The organism is Bartonella sp. AU55XJBT (assembly GCF_028618525.1).
On sequence record NZ_JAQITC010000002.1, the window covers coordinates 89819 to 110402 of the forward strand.

A 20584-nucleotide genomic window follows, 5' to 3' on the forward strand; every position below is an offset into this window, starting at 1 on the left:
AAAAAAGAGATGCGCTGTCCTTACTGTCAATATGAGGATACACAGGTTAAAGATTCACGTCCAGCAGAAGAGGGGGCGGTGATTCGCCGCCGCCGTGTGTGTTCCGTTTGCGGTGGTCGTTTTACAACTTTTGAACGTATTCAATTACGTGAGCTTTTGGTTACTAAAAAAAGTGGACGATGTGAGCCATTTGATCGTGATAAATTAATGCGATCCGTTGATGTGGCTGTACGAAAGCGCAATATTGATCCTGATCGTATTGAACGAGCAATCTCTGGTATTGTACGCCAGCTTGAGAGTTTGGGCGAACCAGAGGTTGCTTCAGAAAAAATTGGACAGCTTGTGATGGAAGCATTAAAAAGAATTGATGATATTGCTTATATCCGTTTTGCTTCTGTGTATCGAGATTTTCGTAATGCAAGCGATTTTCACGATATTATCGATGAGTTGTCAAAAGGTATAACGGATACAGAATCTCGTTTTGATGAATAAAAAAGTGCAAGATGAACGGTTTATGGCTGCCGCTATCCGTTTAGCAGAGCGTCATGTGGGACTTACAGGTGAGAATCCTTCCGTGGGTACGCTAATTGTGCAAAATGATGGCGGTAGGGGACCATTTATTGTTGGTTATGGCGTAACAGCTCTTCATGGAAGTCCTCATGCGGAAGTGCAAGCTTTACACATGGCCGGCTCCTTGGCTCAAGGAGCAACTGCTTATGTTACTTTAGAACCTTGCGCACATTATGGAAAAACTTCTCCGTGTGTTAATGCGCTTATTGATTCAGGTGTTTCTCGAGTTGTTGTTGCTCTGATCGATTGTGACAAGCGTGTGGATGGTCGTGGTCTTGCTCTTTTGCGTGCAGCGGGTATTGAAGTCGTTGAGGGTATTTTAGCTGAAGAGGCTTTTGAAGCTTTATGGACGCATTGGTGTATAAGAAAGTTGCAACGTTGTGCAGTTACTTTTAAAATGGCAATTTCTGCCGATAATAGTGTGGGAAAAAGAAAGGAGGGGGGAATAAAAATTAGTGGAACGCTTTCCCATACCCATACCCATATTCTACGGGCTCAAAACAACGCTATTCTCGTTGGTATTGGGACTATATTAGCCGATGATCCTCAGCTCAATTGCCGCTTGCCAGGAATGGAAATACGCTCGCCAATTCGTATTATTTTGGATGCAGATTTATCTATCCCTCTTGATGCGAAAGTTGTCCAAACAGCCATAAAAATTCCTACGTGGGTTATTTGTAATGAGACTCTTTCAAAGAAAAGCAAAAAAAATGCATTGGAGCAATATGGTGTGTCCGTTTATTCGGTAGAGATGAATAATGGTTTTGTAGAACCTGTTTCTCTTTTACAGATGCTTTATAAACATGGGATTAATAGTGTTTTACTGGAAGGGGGGGTAAAGACAGGGGAAAAGTTTTTGAATGCTGGTTGTGTTGATCATTTGATATGTTTTTATAGTCCCGTTGTTTTAGGAAAAAAACGTATTGAAGCTCCTCATTTTGGAAATTATCTCTCGCAATTTCATGAGGTTGAGACAAAAATGTTTGGAAATGACCGTTTTTATAAATGGAGACGTAAGACATTATGTTCACAGGAATTATAACGGATATCGGTTGTGTTGAAGATGTTCAATCTTTAAAGCAGGGGATGCGTGTAAAGATTTCTACACGCTATGCTATAGAAAGCTTAGTAATTGGTGCGTCAATTGCGTGTTCAGGAATTTGTCTGACAGTTGTGGAACGAGGTTTTAAACAAGGAAATTCCAATTGGTTTGTTGTTGAGGCGTGGGAAGAAACATTACGTTTAACAAATCTTGCACAATGGAAAAAAGGAACTTTTATTAATTTAGAGCGTTCGCTTCGATTGGGTGATGAAATGGGAGGGCATTTGGTTTCTGGTCATATTGATGGTTTGGCTGAAATTATTGAACAAAAAAATGAAGGAGATGCAATTCGTTTTTATTTAAAAGTTTCAAGACAATTTATGCCTTTCATTGTACCTAAGGGATCACTTGCACTTAATGGAACATCTTTGACTGTTAATGGTGTTGAGGATTGTGTTTTTGATGTTCTTATTATTCGCCATACACTCGATGTGACAACATGGGGAGAAGCTAAAATTGGAGATTGGGTCAATTTGGAAATTGACCAACTTGCTCGTTATGCTGCTAAGCTTTTTGCTTTTAAAAGAGAAGATGAATAAGCTACAATTCTATTGATCGTTTTTAGAATTTTATGCTCTATACCTTTGAATTTTTTGATTCGTTTTTATGGATTTTCATATGATGAAAGAGATACGTAAAAAGCCTCACGTATTGATTGTTGAAGCACGTTTTTATGAAGAGATTTCTGATGCCCTTTTGAAAGGGGCTGTGAGTGCCTTGCAAAAAGCTGAAGCGAGTTATGATATTATAACAGTTCCAGGAGCCTTAGAAATACCAGCTGCAATAGCTTTTGCTGAACAAAATAAGATATCTTATGATGGTTATGTTGCACTGGGTTGTGTTATTCGGGGTGAGACATATCACTTTGAAATTGTTGCCAACGATTCTTGTCGGGCCTTAATGGATTTAACCGTTCATAAGTGTTTGGCTATTGGAAATGGTATTTTAACTGTTGAAAATGAAGAGCAAGCATGGGTACGCGCAAAACAAGATGGAAAAAATAAAGGTGGTTTTGCAGCTGAAGCTGCTTTATGTATGATCGCTCTAAAAAAGAAATTTGGAGATAATCGTTAAATATGGCTGATATAAACAGCAGACATTTTCCGCGTTCAGCCAATAAACGTGGAGCAGCAAGGCTGGCTGCGGTTCAGGCTCTCTATCAAATGGATATCGTGGGTTCGGGAGTGATGGAAACGGCTGCGGAGTATGAGGCTTATCGTTTGGGAAAAGATATTGATGGAGACCAGTATCTTGAAGCTGATTTTCAATGGTTTTTGGCGATTATAACGGGTGTTGTAAAAGACCAAAAGCAGCTTGATCCTCTGCTTCATCAACAGCTTTCTGCAGAATGGTCTCTTTCACGTCTTGATTCTATATTGCGCGCAATTTTACGAGCCGCTTTATGGGAGCTGATCAACCGTAAAGATGTTCCTGTTGCGGTCGTCATGAATGAATATGTTGATATAGCTAAAGCGTTTTTTGAAGGGGATGAGCCAAAACTTGTTAATGCAGTTCTTGATAGTATGGCAAAAAAAATCCGCTCTTAATCGTGATATTTCACCCTACGATGAGGCCTGATATTATCAGACCTCATCATAGGAAAACGATAAGTGGACAAATATCTTCTACCTAGGGGGTGGTAGATTCGCAGGGCCTTTTATAATTTGAATTAAAAAGGGATGTTCTTTTGTTAATGTTGGTGTTGTTTGCGTAATGAAATCAAATACTTGACCGTCCTGTAGACCATAGTGAGCAACCTTTGCAACCTGATTGTTTCTATTGAAGTAAATCGCTAAAACTTTGCGGTCAATAATCTTTGTTTTCATAAACTGCATCCCACGATAACGTGTTTGTGAGATGTAATAGAAAACTTCATTATCATATTTTGTTTTTAATGAAGGAGTCCCTAAAGTTAAAAGAACTTGCTCTTGACTTGAGCCAGCAGAAATAGAACTTAGAGCATTTTTATCAAGAATATAGCCCTCTCTATAAATTTGGCTTGATCCTGAAGAATCAAGAAGACTGCAACCTGCAAGTGTCACCATACTTGCTACTGATAAACCAACCAACAATTTGCGTTTGATTAAGGCCATTATGTGAGGCATTTGAAACAATGGTATCTCCTTTATACTGAGATGTATGACAAGAAGGCAACCTCAAGTTTTTTCTAATTTTAGCTTAATCTACCGTAGCTTACATTGAGTTTCCCTGTTATAAGGCAAATTATGCCATATAGAATTTCTTTAGAAAAGAAAAAAATGAATGAAATATACTTGAGCTAAATAAAAGCACAGTGTTTTATAGGTTTTTATGTTTGGGAGTTGTCAATGAATGTTCAAAATATTTCTCAAATGGCATTTGCTTTGGCCTATCCAATATCCGTTCGTTCCCTTCCTGCTAAAGGGATAAGAGTTCATCTTTGTGCAAACAAAAAGGAATGTACACATTTAGCTCAAAACCATGATTTAGTTGAAGTAAAATTTTGTAAGGGAAAATTTCATATTCTTCCGTGGAAAAAACGCGGTGTGCGTATAAAAGGTTTGTTGCAAGCGCATATAATACAGTTATGTGTTATTACATTAGAACCATTAGAAAATATTCTCCGTGAAAATATTGAAGTTGTTTTTGTTCCCGAAGATTCAAATTTAACGAAGCCCAAAATATCAGAAGATACACGAGAATTGTTTTTGGATGTGGAAGGGCTTGATACACCGGAAGTATTTTATAATGATCGAATTGATATTGGTGCAATCATGGAAGAGTTTTTTGAGTTGTCTATTAATCATTATCCACGTAAAGAGGGGATAAAAATGCATGTGGTTAAAAATTTAGAAGAAGCAGAACAAAAGTTTTCGCCATTTTCTGTTTTGAAAAATTGGAAGTGATTGTAAAAACATAAAAAAATTATCTATTGTATGCTATGATAAAAACGGTATTTTCTGCGGAGCTGTTTTCGCAAGATATGTTTTATGAGTGTTTAGTCACCCAAAATCATAATATGCATTTAAAAATGTAAATGAAAAAATGTGGGATATGAAAGCGTGATTAGAATTTCTGTAGATGTCATGGGTGGTGATTACGGTCCAGAAGCAGCTATTGCAGGAGCAGCAAGTGTCCAAAAATATTTATCAGATGTTTATTTTCTGTTTTATGGGATAGAGGAGGTCGTTCGGCCGGTTTTAAAAAAATATCCCCGTTTGGATTCTGTATCGTGCTTTTATCCCACAGAAAGTTACACACGCATGGATGAAAAACCAAGCCAAGCCCTTCGCAATGGACGTGGTAAATCATCAATGTGGTATGCCATTGAAGCGGTAAAAAATGGTGAAGCTGATGCTTGCGTTTCTGCTGGTAATACGGGGGCGCTTATGGCCATGTCTTATTTTTGTTTAAAAATGTTGGCAGAGGCTGAACGTCCTGGTATTGCGGGTATCTGGCCAACACTTCGCAGTGAGAGTATCGTTTTAGATATTGGAGCAACGATTGGTGCATCTGCTCGTCAATTGGTCGATTTGGCGGTTATGGGTGCGGGGATGTTTCGCGCTTTATATCATACTGAAAAACCAAGTGTTGGACTTTTAAATGTGGGGGTGGAAGAGGTTAAAGGACTTTATGAAATAAAAAAAGCAGGCATGATATTGCGTGAAGTGCAATTAGAAGGATTGGAATATAAAGGATTTGTTGAGGGCAATGACATTGGAAAAGGGACAGTCGATGTTGTTGTAACAGAAGGGTTTTCTGGTAATATTGCTTTAAAAACTGCAGAAGGGACCGCGCGACAGATAGCAGAGATTTTAAATTCTGCCCTGCGCAGTTCTTTTTTAACATCTCTTGGTTATTTTTTATCGCGAGGGGCTTTTCGTACACTGAAAAATAAAATGGATCCCGATAGGGTGAATGGAGGTGTGCTTTTAGGTTTGAATGGTGTTGTCATAAAAAGTCATGGAAGTGCTAATGCTAATGGCTTTGCTTCTGCTATTCGTGTTGGTTATGAAATGGTTAATAATGGACTTTTACAAAAAATAAAGGCTGATTTACGGCGGTTTCATGAGAATAAAGATACACTTTTTGATCAGGAAGATGAAGTGGTGATGAGTGGAGAATCCTTATGATGAGCTCTTATAATGGAAATAAAAAGTCTGAAGAAAAGGTGAGAGCTGAATGATTCGATCAATTATACGTGGTGTAGGAAGTGCTTTGCCGAAAAGAAGTTTATCAAATGATGAGATTGCAAAGTTTGTTGAAACGTCAGATTCATGGATTGTTCAACGTACAGGAATACATCAGCGTTATATTGCCAGTGAAAATGAAACAACGGTTTCTTTAGGCGTTGAAGCTGCGCAAGCAGCTCTTATAAATGCTGGTCTTACAATAAAGGATATTGATTGTATTATTTTAGCAACCTCAACGCCAAATCGTACGTTTCCTGCTTCTGCTGTTGAGATTCAGTATGCTTTGGGAATGAGCCATGGATTTGCTTTTGATATCCAAGCGGTTTGTTCTGGTTTTATTTTTGCTTTAACCACAGGAGATTCTTATTTACGCTGTGGAGCCGCTAAAAGAATTTTAGTGATTGGATCCGATACATTTTCTCGAATTTTAGATTGGGAAGACCGTACGACATGTGTTTTGTTTGGTGATGGTGCCGGTGCTGCTATTTTGGAAGCACAAGAAATCAAGGGAGATGTTGCTTTTGAACGAGGTATATTGTCTACAAAATTACGCTCTAATGGTGCTTATATCGATAAGCTGTATGTTGATGGTGGACCTTCAACAACACAAACAACAGGCTATTTGCGTATGGAAGGACGAGAAGTTTTTAAATATGCTGTTGGTATGATAACGGATGTGGTTGATGATTGTTTTGTAGCTGCAGGTATTGATTCTTCACAACTAGATTGGTTTGTACCTCATCAGGCTAATAAGCGCATTATTGAAGCATCTGCTAAAAAACTGGGAATTTCACCAGATAAAGTTGTGATTACCGTTGATCAGCATGGTAATACGTCTGCAGCATCGGTCCCGTTGGCTTTAACAACAGCTGTTTGCGATGGAAAAATAAAAAAAGGAGATCTTATCATGTTAGAAGCCATGGGAGGTGGATTTACATGGGGAGCAATTCTTATTCGTTGGTAAATTATGTTTACTTGATCATATTTGAATAAAACGTATAAGTCATTTTGTAATTTTTAATATTTTAATAGGTGGTTATAATGACAAGTAAGACAGTAACGCGTGCAGATCTAGCGAGCGTAGTTTGTAAAAAAGTGGGCTTGTCACATACTGAATCAGCAGCTTTGGTCGAATTGGTTTTGGATGAGATTTGCAACTCACTTGTAAGAGGTGAAGCGGTTAAATTATCTTCTTTTGCAACTTTTCAGGTTCGAAGTAAGAATGAACGTATTGGACGCAATCCAAAAACAGGTGTTGAAGCACCTATTCCGCCACGACGTGTTGTGACGTTTAAGGCTGCAAATATCCTTAAACAGAGAATTTTAGATTCACATCGTGCAAGACAAAAAAAATGATCTCTCATAAATAAATGCTATGGTAATGTTTGGTACTTGTTAGAAAATGTATAAAATAAAGACTTATGTTTTTTAAAAAAAGGCTGTTTAATAAGTAGTCGAGGTCCTATTTTTGACTAATCTTGTTGAGAAATTGAGATGTAATGAATCATTATCAAATTATTTGTTGTGTTTTAGATAAGGTGTTGCAAAATGGATAAAAGCTCTGATGCTTTTCGCACAATTAGCGAAGTAGCCGAATTATTGGAGCTCCCGCAGCATGTTTTAAGATTCTGGGAAACGCGTTTTAGGCAGATTAAACCAATGAAACGTGGGGGAGGAAGGCGTTACTATCGTCCAGTCGATGTTGATTTGCTCAATGGTATTAAGCAGTTATTGTACGATCAGGGTTATACGATAAAAGGTGTGCAGCGCCTTCTGAAAGAAAATGGTGTTACTTTTGTGACTGCATTTGGTAATGGCGATCTTGATGCTATGAATGTTGTCATAGAGAAGAAATATGCTGGGCAAACTTTTGAAAATACAAGCAATAAACCTAAAAAGTCTTCTTTTGGACTTTTGAGTTTCATGAGAAATGAGGGAGAGACCTCTGTTGGTTCTGTGAATCTTTACAAAGATAAAACCGATAAAGCATTGTTGCAAGAAATTCTGTTTGAACTCATTGAATGTAAGCGTGTTCTTGATAGAGTACGATAACAATAATATTTTGCATTTTATATTGTGCTTCTTTTTTAGAAAAACATGCGTTTTAAAAGTTTTTTATAAATCAGTATTTAGCGTTTAATGCCGCAAGGTATTTTATAGATATTTAGAAGCTTTATAAGTATGTCCCCAGCTTTGTTATATTAAATGAGCAACTCATATATCCTGTGTGCATAGTTGATTGTTTTTTTAGGAAGAGTTTTTAATTTGATTCAATATGAAGAGAGAAAAGAATGAACACCGAATGTTGTCATTCTCCTTTAATTTAGCTTTATAATTCTCAAGAGAAGTAAAGCATATCTTCATTAGTGTAGATTGTAAGGTGCTTTTATAGAGCGCTATGGAGTTATCATTCACGTTCTTGTTTTAAAGAGATCTTTTTTTAAGGTTTTCAAGTCCATTTCGCGACAGCCCACATGAATGAATGCTATAATGTTAAATTTAACTATTTTTTACGTTTGTGAAGGAGCAACACACATTTTATCAGCACTCAATATTGCAGCAAACCCTTGGGTACTTGAAATGGTTTAAGCATTTTTTAGTCTTTTCTAAATTTTTTATTCACACGCGCCTTCTCATTTGTCACGTGCAAACGAATGATTTTGATTGCTGCAGCGTAAACAAATTTAAAGTGAAAGAAATCCTATGATCTTTAAGATTCTTGTTTAATATGAATAACAGTAGATGATGATTATAAATCAAACTATTATCTTTTTTTGATGAAGTTACATTTTATGAATAAACGTCACCTTTCTATTATAAAAAAGATTAATGCTTTCAGTTATTCACTAATATTCAATTGTTTATAATTTTTGTATTTAAATAGCTTATAGCACTTACATTGAACTCTTTTATCAACCAACCTCGCAAAGTATCACCACGTGATTTTTACGGCTGATTGGTAATCATGTATGAAACCGAAAAAAACAACACCACCAAATCGTTTGATCTTGTACAAAGATGGACGATTTATAGTAAAAAATTAATGTCTCATCATTTTCTGCAAAGTTATGCATTTATTACACGCTGTAAATCTGGAGGCATGGCTTCATTTGAGAGTTGCTTAATTGCATCTTCTACAGATAAAAAGGTTTGATTCGGACTTCCTAAGCGACGCATATTTACGCTGTTTGTTTCAGCTTCACGTTTGCCACAGACCAAAATGACGGGAACTTTTTGTAAAGAATGCTCTCGTATTTTGTAGTTAATTTTTTCATTGCGGAGATCTGTCGTTGCGGAAAGCCCAGCAGCTTTAAGTTTTGCCGTTATTTTTTGAGCATATTCATTTGCTTCGGATGTAATTGTTGCGACAACAATTTGTTCAGGAGCAAGCCAAAGAGGCATATGTCCAGCAAAATTTTCGATTAATATACCGAGAAAACGCTCCATTGATCCAAAAATGGCACGATGAATCATAACAGGCTGGCGTTTTTCTGAATCTTTATCAATATAGAATGCACCAAAGCGCTCAGGAAGATTAAAATCTATTTGTGTTGTTCCACATTGCCATTCACGACCGATAGCATCTTTTAATGTATATTCAAATTTGGGACCATAAAAGGCTCCCTCACCTGGAAGAATACTTGTTTTGATTTGTCCTGCAAATTTCGTTTCAATTGTTTTAAGGACAGACTCCATGATATTTTCTGCATGATCCCATAATGCATCAGATCCAACTCGTTTTTCTGGACGTGTTGAAAGCTTAAGGCTGATTTCTTTAAAACCAAAATCCGCATAAGTTGATAAAATAAGGTCATTAATACTAAGACATTCATCGGCTAATTGTTCATCCGTACAAAAAATATGCGCATCGTCTTGTGTAAAACCACGCACACGCATAAGACCATGCAAAGAGCCTGAAGGCTCATAACGATGAACAAGACCAAACTCAGCAAGTCTAATAGGTAAATCACGATAAGATTTTAAACCATGTTTAAAAATTTGCACATGACCAGGACAATTCATTGGTTTAAGAGCATAAATATTTCCATGGTCTGGATCTTCTGCTGCTGGAATTGCTTTGAACATGTTCTCCTTATACCAGCCCCAATGCCCCGATATTTCCCAAAGTGATCTATCGAGAACCTGTGGTGCATTAACTTCGGCATATTGATGATCATCAAGGCGTCTGCGCATATAGTTGATCAAATTTTGGAACATTTTCCAGCCTTTTTGGTGCCAAAAAATCATTCCTGGCCCTTCTTCTTGAAAATGAAATAAGTCCATTTCACGTCCCAAGCGGCGATGATCACGTTTTTCAGCTTCTTCTAGCATATGGAGATAGGCTTTTAAGTCATTGTCGTTTGCAAATGCCGTTCCATAAATTCTGGTAAGCATTGGATTATTGGCATTGCCACGCCAGTAAGCTCCTGCCACTTTCATTAATTTGAAAGCATTTCCAATTTGCCCTGTAGATTGCATGTGCGGCCCGCGACAAAGATCAAACCACTCCCCTTGATAATAGATTTTTAAATCTTGATTTTCTGGAATGCTTTCAATAAGTTCAACTTTATAAAATTCTTTTTTCTCAGAAAAAACTCGTCTTGCTTTTTCACGAGACCAAATTTCTTTTCTAAAAGGTTTATTGCGTTGGATAATTTCACGCATTTTTTTTTCAATGATGGTGAGATCATCTAGCGTGAAAGGTTGTTGACGTGCAAAATCATAATAGAATCCATTCTCAATCACAGGACCTATTGTCACTTGTGTTTCAGGAAAAAGTTCTTGCACTGCTTCAGCAAGGACATGGGCGCAATCATGTCTTATGAGCTCAAGAGCCCGTGAATCTTCTCGGGTAATAATTTCTACTTGACCAGATTCTCCTAATGGATCCGATAGATCTCGTGTGATGCCATCAAGGTTATAGGCGACGGCTTTTTTTGCGAGTGATTTAGAAATGGATTCTGCTAATTCCAAGCCTGTCATTTCGGCGGGGTAATTACGTTTTGAACCATCGGGAAAAGAAAGAGAAATAGAGCAAGACATAAAAACACCCTTTTAATCCAATTCCGCCAACGATTGCGGATGGTTTTGTAAAAACTGAGTAAAAAGCTTATAGATTAAATTTTTATCAATACATATGAAAAAAGAAAAGGATTATTTGTTGTGTTTGTCATAAATTTTCCAGTAACGCCAAGGTTTATAAAAGCAACAAGAATTTCCAAGCGAAGGAGGTACTGGATCAAAGCCATCTGTTCCAAAGGGACCACAGCGTATGATACGAAAGAGACCCATCCATGCACCAGCCCAAAGCCCATGGCGTGCGATCGCCTCATATATATATTCCGAACACGTTGGGGCATGGCGACACTGATTGCCTATAAGACTCGAAAGTGTTATTTGATAGAAACGTATTAAGAAAATACCCAGTAAGCGCCCAGGTGTTTTTTGCCAAGCACCTGTGTAATTTCGAGTCATTTTTTTTTGTTGAAATTGTGATTTGAGCATTTATTTTCTTCAATTTGTTGAATGCAGTCTATTGTTGCATCAAAGGGTAATAGTGTTGCAGCATGGCGCACTTTATAGTCTTTAATGGGCTGTAAGCAAGAAAAATCCTCAAAGGGAGCTTGAGGAGAAGGACCATCTTGGGTCAGCATTTGATAGATAACTTTATGTAATATTTTCAGATCTTGTGTTGTTTGTCCGATGATATGAGATGCTAAAAGTGATGCCGAGGCTTGCCCTAATACACATGCGTGTATTTCATGAGCAAAATCCGTAATGATATCATTTTCCACCTTTAAATCTACAGTGATTGTTGAGCCGCAAGGATGTGCATGTTTTTTTGAGGTTGCATCAGGATTATTAAGACGTCCAATTTTCTCTATATGCGCAGCATATTCAAGTATTTTATCACTATAGATATTGTCACTCATACCCTATTGCCTGAAATTTTAAAAGTCGTGATTGTTTAAACTTTTAATTCGCTTATATAGAGATTATACAAAATGAAATAGGTCTGTAGCAAATGTTTTTGTATAGAATAAGGTTGGAGTTTTTGAATGCGTAATGGTGTTAAAAGAGGCACAAAGGCTTCTTTGTTATCTGAAAAAAAACGTCCGAGTATTGAAGAAGTGGAAGAAGCGATTCGCACATTACTCCTATGGGTAGGGGAAAATCCAAGGAGGGAAGGGCTTTTAGAAACTCCAAAACGTATAGCTAAGGCATATCGCGAGCTTTTTAATGGTTATCATCAATCAGTTGAAGAAACTTTAGGAACGGTTTTTGAAGAGGTTTCAGGATACAATGAATCGGTAATCGTAAAAAATATTCCTTTTTATTCGCACTGTGAACATCATATGATCCCGATTATTGGAAAAGCACACATAGGCTATCTTCCTGATGCAAAAATTGTTGGTCTTTCAAAAATTGCGCGTATTGTAGATATTTTTTCTCGTCGTTTACAAACACAAGAAGCGATGACAGCGCAAGTGGCTCATGCTTTAGAAATGCATCTGAAGCCTCGTGGTGTAGCTGTATTGATCGAGGCTGAGCACATGTGTATGGTTATGAGAGGAATTCAAAAGCAGGGGTCTACAACAATTACAAAAAAATTTCATGGTTATTATGAAAAAGATCAAGCTGCACAAGCCCATTTTATGATGATGGTTCAGAGATCATCGTAACGTTGATATTTCTCATAATCTTTATTAAGTTATAAATCATCCGGATAAAATAAATTATGGGAAAGAAAAAATAGGCTTGTACCTTTCTTTGTGATTTGTTAAAGGCTGAAAATCGAAATCTTTTTCTTAATCACGTGCGGTCGTGGCGGAATTGGTAGACGCGCAGCGTTGAGGTCGCTGTGGGGCAACCCGTGGAAGTTCGAGTCTTCTCGACCGCACCATTGGCTTAATTTCTCTGTAACGAGAAGGCGCTGTGCAGAGATGAGGTGATCTATGCAAATTATAGAAAAGTTTTTCCCATTATAGAAAAATTTTTCTTTTTGTGTTATTTTCTGGTGTTTTCTTCATAATGTTTCATTTTTTATTACTTTATCTGTGCATTTGAAACGTTATATTTTTTATAGGTGGGGTAGAGTTGCAGTGAGAAGTATCGTGTTTCTAAGGTATTTAACACTTCTTATTTGTATTTCTTTATTATCAGCGTGTAGCGATTCGCGTGCTGTTCTTTGGCATGGGGTGCATGCAACTCCTTCTATGACTGCAGTAGAAAGAGAAGTTGAGGGAAAACCGATTTCTCCAAAAGCCATCATTCCAGTGTATGTTGCGACAAGTCGTATGATGCAAAATAATTACGCTCAACCTTATGGCTCAGAGCGATCAAATAAAGTACATTATAATCGCGTTGACGTAGGAATTCCTCAGCAACATGTAAACGGGTTTGTTGAAATAAATGCGTATAAACCTACGCATGATAAGTATTTTGCAGCAGTCTCTTTGCAAAAATACGATAATAAAGAACAGTTTAAACAGCAATTAAATGCTGCTTTAGCAAAAAAACCAAAAGGAAAAAGAGAAATTTTTCTTTTTATCCATGGATATAATAATAATTTTGCAGATGGTACATTTCGTACGGCGCAGTTTACACACGATTATTCTTTAAATGTTGTCGCTGTGCATTATTCTTGGCCTTCTGCTGGATCAGTTCCTCTTTACATTTATGATCGTGACAGCGCTAATTTTGCCCGTGATGGATTGATAGAACTCTTAACACTTATTAGTGAAACCAATGCTGATCAGATTTCGGTTATTGCACATTCTATGGGCAATTTTGTTATAATGGAAGCATTTAGAACCTTAGCTCTACAGGGAAAATATAAGCCTATTCGTCGTATTACAAGTTTATTAATGGCTGCACCAGACATTGATATTGATGTATTTGAGCGCCAACTTAATGATATAAAAAAACTCCCACAGCCAACAGCGATTTTAGTATCCAGAGCGGATAAAGCTCTCGCTGTTTCAGGACGTCTTACGGGTGGACATCATCGTGTGGGTGATGGCTCAGATATTGAAATGTTGCGTAAAAATGGAATAGCTGTTCTTGATTTCTCTCATGTGGATGGGGGAGCACACAATGTCTTTGCGTCTTCGCCAACGTTAATGGCTCTTTCTCGCGAAGGTTCTTTGGCTTCAACAATTATGCAAGGTACGGAATTGTCACCTAGTCAAGCTCTTCTTGCAGATAGTAGTAGTGTGTTAGAAAAAACAACACATCTTATCCTTTATACGCCTTTACGTTTTCTTTCTCCACGGATTCCTCGTCGATAGCGAAAAGAGAGGAAAGGGGACTATCGAATAATGCATTGGAGGAATATTTTTTAGCACTTTCTTTAGAATGGCTTTGTAAAATAAAAAAGAAATAGTGGGATGAATGTAAAAAACAGTTATTAGGTGAGTTTGTGATGATTGCACGCAAAAGCTATGTCAATACGCCTACAATTGTTGATTATTTATCTCATTCCGCAATTAAGTTGTTAGAAATTCATGCTATGCTTGTGAAGGTGAGAAAAGGTGATATGGGGGAGAAACCAAATTTATTGCGTCAAATTGATTCTACAAAAAAACAATTAGATGAGATAAGCCATGCTCTTATTTTAGAATATCGTAAACGCCAAGAAAATGAGCGCTTTTTGAAACAAATTTTGCTATCCATTTCCGATCAACTTTTTTCACTTAATAATGGTTTTAAGGAAACTGGACGTCTTTTCTTTCAAGAAGTTAGAATACTTCAATCTCAGATGCAATGTTTATATGATGGGAAGGAGAAGCTGCATTTGTTGAATAGTGAAGAGTCTTTTTGTTCTCCATCAAAAATTGATGAAGTCATTAAACAGTTACAAAAAGCGCGAGAAAAGCTTATTGTTGAAAGCCCACATCTGTTTGAAAAAGAATGTTAAAGTGAAAAAAAATCTAAAACAAGAAAATTGATAAAAACATTTTCCCTTTAATCGTAAACAGTGCATTTAAATTACAGTTATTTTCTCTTCCTTTCGTTTTCGTCTTAAAAGTGCACTGACTTTAGCTAAAGAAGTGGCAAAATCTAAATAAATCCGCTCTGCTTTGATTGAGAAGGGGAAAGGGGGACGATCAATTAGAATTATTTTAGTGGAAAGTTATGGTGTTCTCTCAAAAAACTTAAGTCTAATCCATAATTATTGGGGGTGAACTGAGGGATTATAGATTATGAAATGGATGAAGAAAAAAAAGCATGGGGCGACTGAGCCTTTTGAATTTAAAGGAAAAAAGGTTTATCAGGAAGATACGCTTTTTGAGCTTGAAACGATTTCTTCTTGGAAAGAAAAAGGGCAAATAGTATCTGGTACAAATGTTGAGAGAATGCTGTCAGGAAGAGCCCCTATTGGTGTCGATTGCAGGCCTATAATGTTGTATCCTATGACACAAGAACAAAATGGACCTATAGTGGAGGTTCTCTACTCTTTCTATCAAGAAAAGTGTTCTGTTGGATTTCTCAAAAAATTCCTTCTAGGAAGAAAGAAGAGAAAAAGTGATTAATGCTAATATTGAAAGTATGGCATCAGGAAAAGCTTCTATTGGAGCTGATGCTACAGCTTATTGTTTTGTATTACATGCTGCAAGTGCGAAGATTATAATAGAGAGTATCCAGTTATTTCAAGAAAAGAGCTCTTTATTATTTCTATTAATCCAAATCTAAGCCCACTGGATATCAATAGAAGCATTAATAAGCAAAGACTTTCTACAATTTATGGAGCATAATTTATGGATAATTTCACATTATCTGACGTTACACAATTCGTTGAGGTGCATAGTCATGTTATCAATTTTGGGACTGCGGATAATGCGGTTGATGATATAAGGATTAAAAAAGCTGAGGAAATTCTTGGTCTAAAATTCACTTCATCCTATAAGAGTTTTTTAAAAAATTATGGAGGAGGAGAAATTGGTGGTGAAGAAATATTCAGTATTTATGAGATCTGTGCGGGTATTCCTTCTGGTGATATTGTTTACCGAAACTTACGCGATAGAAGAGATGGTTTTATAAACCCAAATCAGCTTATTGTCTGCACAACTGATTTTGGTGAAATGTTTTATTTTGATTATGCTCAATTTCAAGATGACGAATGCCCACTCTATCTCAGGTTTTCCTCTGAAGATTTCCAGTATTACGCAAGTAATTTTTATGAATTTCTCTACAAAAGAATTAAGGAACATACGGGAGAATAGTCTTTTATAGCGACTTTGCTTTTGAAATATAATGCCTAAACCGTCTATCTTTCCTGAATAGGTGTAAAAAATTAGTCCTTTTAACCGAAACACAGGCCAAGTCTATTAAAATGCTAACTTTATAAAAATAAGAACGTCAAGTCTGTAAAAATGTGAAATAGCGACAAAATTGCTGAAATCATGTTTATTAAAAAACTCTGTCTTTGGTTGACTGAGATAAAATAACAAAAGATATTTTTTAAAAAGATAAATACGCTATGAAAGAAGGAATAAAGAAAACTGCAGCAATTAAATAACATTGATAAATAGAAAACTAGTATGCCTTCGTATTAAAAAAAGATTTAATCATATAATAAAAAAGTCGAAGGATTAAAAACTATCAAAATATCTAACTTATTTTACAATTAAGTTTTAAAGATATAATGGTGCTCCAGAGAAAAAGTAGGGCTTTAGCAACAACAAGATTCAAAGTATATAAAGATGTGTAAGAGCTTATTGATGTCTATATTTTGTATGCTTCAATAAAAGAATTAAATAAAAAATCTCAAATCAAAAATTTAAGATAGCCTAAAGTTTTAGGTAAATTAGAGACATCATTTTTATCCATATAAATAACATCTTTATCTCCATCAATTTCTCTGGTTCCCTTGCATCAGCGGCGTTTTTTTGATCATCTCCCGCATCTATTTCTAATCATTAGCTATACCTGATTCATCTCATACACTGTATTTAAAATCCTTATAGGTACAGTATTTTTCATGAATAACATCAATAGACTTTGTTGCAGCATCATATTCTTCTATAAGGCGTGTGGCAAAAGGCATATCGATTTCTGTTGTTTAATCAATGGAATGCACAATAATTTTTGCAAGAGTAGAGTTAATTTTTGCTGTATAGCCATCACGCTGTGCTATCTCTTGAAGAATCTTATCAAGAGATTTCTGGTGATAGGATTGGCTTTTGGGTGTTCTATAAGATGCATTCAGGGAGGTAGCGTGCCCTGTAACACTTAAGGTTTTGTCGTGTGTTGCTTAAAAACTATATTTTGTGTGTTCTTTTATTTTAAAACAGAATATATAGGATATTTTAAAATATTTTAGATGTTATAAATTGATTAAGAACTTATTATAGGAGGGAAGAGAAATGACAGGTTCAGAAATATTAGATGCCGTGTATATGATATCAATGATAGTTATATCTCTCTTAACTATAGCGTTTTGTTTACCTGCTGCTTTTTGATTTTCATCTTTATGGACAAGAGCAAATAGACGCACCTATACAAGATGCCAAATATGTTCATATCCAATATTAACCAAATAACAAGCGGCAGTGTGAGATGAAACAAAGAACACAGAATGGTTTCAAACGCGGCTAGGTAAAGTCACTGCTTCAAACGTTTACAACGTACTCAGTAAGACAGCAAAAGGTTTGCCTACAAGCAAATATGAAGACTACAAAATAAAGCTTATGACGGAGCGATTAACAGAGGAAATAAGCCAATCTTATATAACACCTGCTATGCAATGGGGCATTGAACATGAAGAGGATGCCTTGAGAGAATATGTATTCATTTATGACACCAATACCACAAGATGCGGGTTTATCCAACACCCCAAAATGGAAATGGCGGGGGCGAGCCCTGATGGGTTTGTTGGTGAGGACGGTTTAGTTTAGATTAAATGTCCACAATCACCAAATCATCTACGCTTCTTTGTCGATAGTAATATCAAGCCTGAATATCTTGCGCAAATGCAATTCCAAATGGCTTGTACGGGACATAAATGGTGTGATTTTTCAGTTATGACTCACGTTTTGTAGGCAAATCTACTGGTTCGAGAATGAAAATCAAGCGCATCCACCGCGATGAAAAACAAATCGAACAAATCAATCAAGCGGTTGAGATATTCTTGGAGGAAATAGAACGAGACCTAAAGCAGATCTTAACAAAAGCCGCTTGACATTATGGGGGTGCTCTCTCCTCCCAGCACGCCCACTCATTTATGTAACATAAAAAATAAAGGTAATGAGATGATAATTGATGATGGCGATAGATATGTAACAACCTGTGAATTTGCACAGCTTTTTAGTGTATCCACAATAAAGATTCGCAATTGGGTGCTTCAAGGAGTATTTCCAGAGTCATATAAGCTGGGGAGAGCCGTAAGGTGGAGAAAAAAGAGATTCTAACCTTTACTCCAAAGAAAAATAAGGAGCAAATAAGAACAAATTAGGTAAAATTATATAAACTGTAGAAGGTGGTCTAAAAGGTGGTCTGAAAATGGCTATTTAAAGAAAAAATCTATATATTTCAATATGTTTAAGAAATAAAATGGTGCCCCCAGAGAGACTCGAACTCCCGACCCCCTGATTACAAATCAGGTGCTCTACCAACTGAGCTATAAGGGCATGACCACGTAGGAGTTAGCACAAACTCACAAAAAGGAAAACAGAAAATTATCAATTTTTGTACATATTAAAAGAAAATTATATAACAAATAAAAAATAATTAGCTTATTTCTTTTTTAACAATGTTTACAGCAACGTTGGAATTATCCTTATGCTAATCTTATAGCATCTGATGATAAGCTAATACTTTCGTTTTTGAATTAAGAATCTGAAGAAGTTGGTTTCTGAGAAAGATACTTCTCTAGCCAGTGAATATTATAGTTACCGTCCGCAACATCTTGATTATTAATGAGATCTCGAAAGAGAGGCAATGTGGTTTTGATCCCATCAACGACAAATTCATCTAAAGCACGCCGTAAACGCATCATGCATTCCAAACGTGTACGCCCATGAACAATCAGCTTTCCAATCATGCTATCATAATAAGGAGGAATCCGATAACCTGAATAAGCACCTGAATCAACGCGAATCCCTAAACCTCCAGGTGTATGAAAATGTGTAATGGTTCCTGGTGATGGTGTAAAGGTAAGAGGATCTTCTGCATTAATACGACATTCAATGGCGTGACCGGAAAAACAAACATCATCTTGTGTCACTGAAAGCTTGCAGCCTGATGCAATATGAATTTGTTCATGGACTAAATCTATACCTGTAATTTCTTCAGTTACAGGATGTTCGACTTGTAAACGCGTATTCATTTCAATGAAATAAAATTCACCATTTTCATAAAGAAATTCAACAGTACCAGCTCCACGGTATCCAAGTTCAGCACAAGCATTTGCAACAATACTGCCAATTTTTTTCCGTTCAGTTTCATTAAGTGCAGGTGATGTCGCTTCTTCCCATACTTTTTGATGCCGTCGTTGAATTGAACAATCGCGTTCCCCTAAATGAATAGCATTTCCTGCACCATCACCTATGACTTGAATTTCAATATGACGGGGTTTTTCTAAATATTTTTCTATATAAACAGCATCATCACCGAAAGCTGCTTTCGCTTCTGAACGCGTTGTTTTAAGAGCTATAGAAAATTCTTGTTCAGAATGAACAACTTTCATACCACGCCCACCACCACCGGCAGAAGCTTTGATAATAACGGGATAACCAATTTCACGAGCAGTGCGTAAAGCATCTGATTCTTCACTAACAGCTCCATCTGAACCAGGAACGACAGGAATACCAAGCTTTTTAGCTGTTTTTTTTGCCTCAATTTTATCGCCCATGATTCGAATATGAGCAGCCGTTGGACCGATGAATGTAATATCATGGGCTTCTAGAACATCTGCAAACTTTGCATTTTCAGAAAGAAAGCCATAACCTGGATGAACTGCATCAGCTCCTGTAATTTCACAAGCAGCAATAATTTGCTGAATACTCAAATAAGAATCGCGAGCAGGAGGAGGGCCAATACAAACACTTTCGTCAGCAAGACGAACATGCATTGCGTCTGCATCAGCAGTAGAGTGAACAGCTACGATTTTTATACCAAGTTCTTTACAGGCACGTAAAACACGAAGAGCAATTTCTCCCCGATTAGCAATGAGGATTTTTCGAATCATGGTTGCCCCTCGCTTTATTCAACAATAATAAGTGGTTCACCAAACTCAACCGGTTGGCCATCTTTGACAAGAACAGCGGTTACTTTGCCTGAGTGTGGTGATGAAATTTGATTCATTGTTTTCATGGCTTCAATGATAAGTAATGTTTCTCCTTCAGAAACATTTTGCCCTACTTCTACAAATGGTTGCGCACCTGGTGAAGGGGCAAGATAAGCTGTTCCAACCATTGGAGAGGTTATTGTATTTTTTGATTTATCTTCTTGGGGAGGTTGTGTGGGAGATTCGGTTGTTGGAACTGGAGAAGATGTTACAGAAAAGCTAGGAGTAGCAACAGGTGAATAAATTGCTTGTTCGGAAGAAGTTGAGGTATTTTGGCGTGAAACACAAATACGAAGCTCCCCTTGTTCAACTTCAATATTCGTTAAATTTGTATCATTCAAAATTTCAGCAAGATCGCGAATAATTTTCGTATCAATTGCGGTATATTTTGCCGAATCTATTTTTTTTGTTGCCATTTTATTTCTAACTCCTTGATCAATGAAGATCGTC

The 20584-nt window shown here is 36.7% G+C and carries 22 protein-coding genes, 2 tRNA genes and 3 pseudogenes; 19 read left to right on the forward strand and 8 right to left on the reverse strand.

Annotated features, from left to right (window positions below):
* Nucleotides 1–9: 9 nt before the first annotated feature.
* From nrdR to nusB, 5 genes are all read left to right on the forward strand, one after another.
* Nucleotides 10–492 carry a transcriptional regulator NrdR gene (gene nrdR / locus PVV70_RS01590; RefSeq protein WP_273757670.1) on the forward strand — a complete coding sequence of 161 codons (483 nt, stop codon included), beginning with the start codon at nucleotides 10–12 and terminating at the stop codon, nucleotides 490–492.
* A complete protein-coding gene (ribD, locus tag PVV70_RS01595) occupies nucleotides 485–1612 on the forward strand; it encodes a bifunctional diaminohydroxyphosphoribosylaminopyrimidine deaminase/5-amino-6-(5-phosphoribosylamino)uracil reductase RibD (protein ID WP_273757671.1) in 1128 nt (375 codons plus the stop codon). The genes nrdR and ribD overlap by 8 nt, the downstream gene beginning before the upstream one ends.
* Complete coding sequence (locus tag PVV70_RS01600) at nucleotides 1594–2211, forward strand: riboflavin synthase (protein WP_273757672.1); 618 nt, start codon at nucleotides 1594–1596, stop codon at nucleotides 2209–2211. Before ribD ends, PVV70_RS01600 begins: the two co-directional genes overlap by 19 nt.
* A gap of 79 nt (nucleotides 2212–2290) precedes the next feature.
* Nucleotides 2291–2746 (forward strand): 6,7-dimethyl-8-ribityllumazine synthase, encoded by a 456-nt coding sequence (locus tag PVV70_RS01605; RefSeq protein WP_273757673.1) that lies wholly within the window; start codon nucleotides 2291–2293, stop codon nucleotides 2744–2746.
* 2 nt (nucleotides 2747–2748) lie between these two features.
* On the forward strand, nucleotides 2749–3219 hold the full coding sequence (gene nusB / locus PVV70_RS01610; protein ID WP_273757674.1) for a transcription antitermination factor NusB: 471 nt from the start codon (nucleotides 2749–2751) through the stop codon (nucleotides 3217–3219).
* Nucleotides 3220–3297: 78 nt separating this feature from the next.
* On the opposite strand, the gene PVV70_RS01615 is transcribed toward nusB, so the two are convergent.
* Nucleotides 3298–3777, reverse strand: a complete 480-nt coding sequence (locus PVV70_RS01615) for an outer membrane protein assembly factor BamE (RefSeq protein ID WP_273757675.1) — start codon at nucleotides 3775–3777, stop codon at nucleotides 3298–3300.
* A 222-nt stretch (nucleotides 3778–3999) separates the two neighbouring features.
* Between PVV70_RS01615 and PVV70_RS01620 the strand changes: the two genes are divergently transcribed.
* From PVV70_RS01620 to PVV70_RS01640, 5 genes are all read left to right on the forward strand, one after another.
* On the forward strand, nucleotides 4000–4557 hold the full coding sequence (locus tag PVV70_RS01620) for a DUF177 domain-containing protein (RefSeq protein ID WP_273757676.1): 558 nt from the start codon (nucleotides 4000–4002) through the stop codon (nucleotides 4555–4557).
* 156 nt (nucleotides 4558–4713) lie between these two features.
* A complete protein-coding gene (gene plsX / locus PVV70_RS01625) occupies nucleotides 4714–5784 on the forward strand; it encodes a phosphate acyltransferase PlsX (protein WP_273757677.1) in 1071 nt (356 codons plus the stop codon).
* Nucleotides 5785–5833: 49 nt separating this feature from the next.
* Nucleotides 5834–6808 carry a beta-ketoacyl-ACP synthase III gene (locus PVV70_RS01630; RefSeq protein WP_273757678.1) on the forward strand — a complete coding sequence of 325 codons (975 nt, stop codon included), beginning with the start codon at nucleotides 5834–5836 and terminating at the stop codon, nucleotides 6806–6808.
* Nucleotides 6809–6885: 77 nt separating this feature from the next.
* Nucleotides 6886–7200, forward strand: coding sequence for an integration host factor subunit alpha (locus tag PVV70_RS01635; protein ID WP_273757679.1), 315 nt, complete (start codon nucleotides 6886–6888; stop codon nucleotides 7198–7200).
* Between the two features lie 192 nt (nucleotides 7201–7392).
* Nucleotides 7393–7896 (forward strand): MerR family transcriptional regulator, encoded by a 504-nt coding sequence (locus PVV70_RS01640; RefSeq protein WP_273757680.1) that lies wholly within the window; start codon nucleotides 7393–7395, stop codon nucleotides 7894–7896.
* A gap of 1014 nt (nucleotides 7897–8910) precedes the next feature.
* Here PVV70_RS01640 and thrS read toward each other — a convergent pair.
* The 3 genes from thrS to PVV70_RS01655 form a co-directional block, all read right to left on the reverse strand.
* Nucleotides 8911–10887, reverse strand: a complete 1977-nt coding sequence (gene thrS, locus PVV70_RS01645) for a threonine--tRNA ligase (protein WP_273757681.1) — start codon at nucleotides 10885–10887, stop codon at nucleotides 8911–8913.
* 111 nt (nucleotides 10888–10998) lie between these two features.
* Nucleotides 10999–11349 (reverse strand): membrane protein insertion efficiency factor YidD, encoded by a 351-nt coding sequence (gene yidD / locus PVV70_RS01650; RefSeq protein WP_273757682.1) that lies wholly within the window; start codon nucleotides 11347–11349, stop codon nucleotides 10999–11001.
* Complete coding sequence (locus PVV70_RS01655; RefSeq protein WP_273757683.1) at nucleotides 11316–11777, reverse strand: iron-sulfur cluster assembly scaffold protein; 462 nt, start codon at nucleotides 11775–11777, stop codon at nucleotides 11316–11318. The genes yidD and PVV70_RS01655 overlap by 34 nt, the downstream gene beginning before the upstream one ends.
* Before the next feature lie 126 nt (nucleotides 11778–11903).
* On the opposite strand from PVV70_RS01655, the gene folE reads away from it, so the two are divergent.
* From folE to PVV70_RS01690, 7 genes are all read left to right on the forward strand, one after another.
* Nucleotides 11904–12527: a GTP cyclohydrolase I FolE gene (folE, locus tag PVV70_RS01660; RefSeq protein ID WP_273757684.1), complete on the forward strand. Its 624-nt coding sequence runs from the start codon at nucleotides 11904–11906 to the stop codon at nucleotides 12525–12527.
* Between the two features lie 136 nt (nucleotides 12528–12663).
* Nucleotides 12664–12748, forward strand: a tRNA-Leu gene (locus tag PVV70_RS01665).
* A 199-nt stretch (nucleotides 12749–12947) separates the two neighbouring features.
* A complete protein-coding gene (locus tag PVV70_RS01670) occupies nucleotides 12948–14135 on the forward strand; it encodes an alpha/beta fold hydrolase (RefSeq protein ID WP_273718487.1) in 1188 nt (395 codons plus the stop codon).
* A 134-nt stretch (nucleotides 14136–14269) separates the two neighbouring features.
* Nucleotides 14270–14764 carry a hypothetical protein gene (locus PVV70_RS01675; RefSeq protein ID WP_273757685.1) on the forward strand — a complete coding sequence of 165 codons (495 nt, stop codon included), beginning with the start codon at nucleotides 14270–14272 and terminating at the stop codon, nucleotides 14762–14764.
* A gap of 286 nt (nucleotides 14765–15050) precedes the next feature.
* Complete coding sequence (locus PVV70_RS01680) at nucleotides 15051–15380, forward strand: HNH/ENDO VII family nuclease (RefSeq protein ID WP_273757686.1); 330 nt, start codon at nucleotides 15051–15053, stop codon at nucleotides 15378–15380.
* Entirely contained in the window at nucleotides 15373–15540 is a 168-nt protein-coding gene (locus PVV70_RS01685) for a hypothetical protein (RefSeq protein WP_273757687.1), read from the forward strand. Before PVV70_RS01680 ends, PVV70_RS01685 begins: the two co-directional genes overlap by 8 nt.
* A gap of 65 nt (nucleotides 15541–15605) precedes the next feature.
* Nucleotides 15606–16070: an SMI1/KNR4 family protein gene (locus tag PVV70_RS01690; protein WP_273757688.1), complete on the forward strand. Its 465-nt coding sequence runs from the start codon at nucleotides 15606–15608 to the stop codon at nucleotides 16068–16070.
* Nucleotides 16071–16653: 583 nt separating this feature from the next.
* On the opposite strand, the pseudogene PVV70_RS01695 reads toward PVV70_RS01690, so the two are convergent.
* A pseudogene (locus PVV70_RS01695) lies at nucleotides 16654–17089 on the reverse strand (late control protein); the annotation flags it as partial.
* A gap of 319 nt (nucleotides 17090–17408) precedes the next feature.
* Between PVV70_RS01695 and PVV70_RS01700 the strand changes: the two are divergent.
* Both PVV70_RS01700 and PVV70_RS01705 read left to right on the forward strand, forming a co-directional pair.
* A pseudogene (locus PVV70_RS01700) lies at nucleotides 17409–18028 on the forward strand (lambda exonuclease family protein); the annotation flags it as partial.
* Between the two features lie 70 nt (nucleotides 18029–18098).
* A pseudogene (locus PVV70_RS01705) lies at nucleotides 18099–18301 on the forward strand (helix-turn-helix transcriptional regulator).
* 99 nt (nucleotides 18302–18400) lie between these two features.
* Here PVV70_RS01705 and PVV70_RS01710 read toward each other — a convergent pair.
* The 3 genes from PVV70_RS01710 to accB all read right to left on the reverse strand — a co-directional run bounded on the left by PVV70_RS01710 (nucleotide 18401) and on the right by accB (nucleotide 20550).
* Nucleotides 18401–18476 (reverse strand) — tRNA-Thr (locus PVV70_RS01710).
* A gap of 200 nt (nucleotides 18477–18676) precedes the next feature.
* On the reverse strand, nucleotides 18677–20035 hold the full coding sequence (accC, locus tag PVV70_RS01715; protein ID WP_273757689.1) for an acetyl-CoA carboxylase biotin carboxylase subunit: 1359 nt from the start codon (nucleotides 20033–20035) through the stop codon (nucleotides 18677–18679).
* Nucleotides 20036–20049: 14 nt separating this feature from the next.
* Nucleotides 20050–20550, reverse strand: coding sequence for an acetyl-CoA carboxylase biotin carboxyl carrier protein (accB, locus tag PVV70_RS01720; protein WP_273757690.1), 501 nt, complete (start codon nucleotides 20548–20550; stop codon nucleotides 20050–20052).
* Nucleotides 20551–20584: the final 34 nt, after the last annotated feature.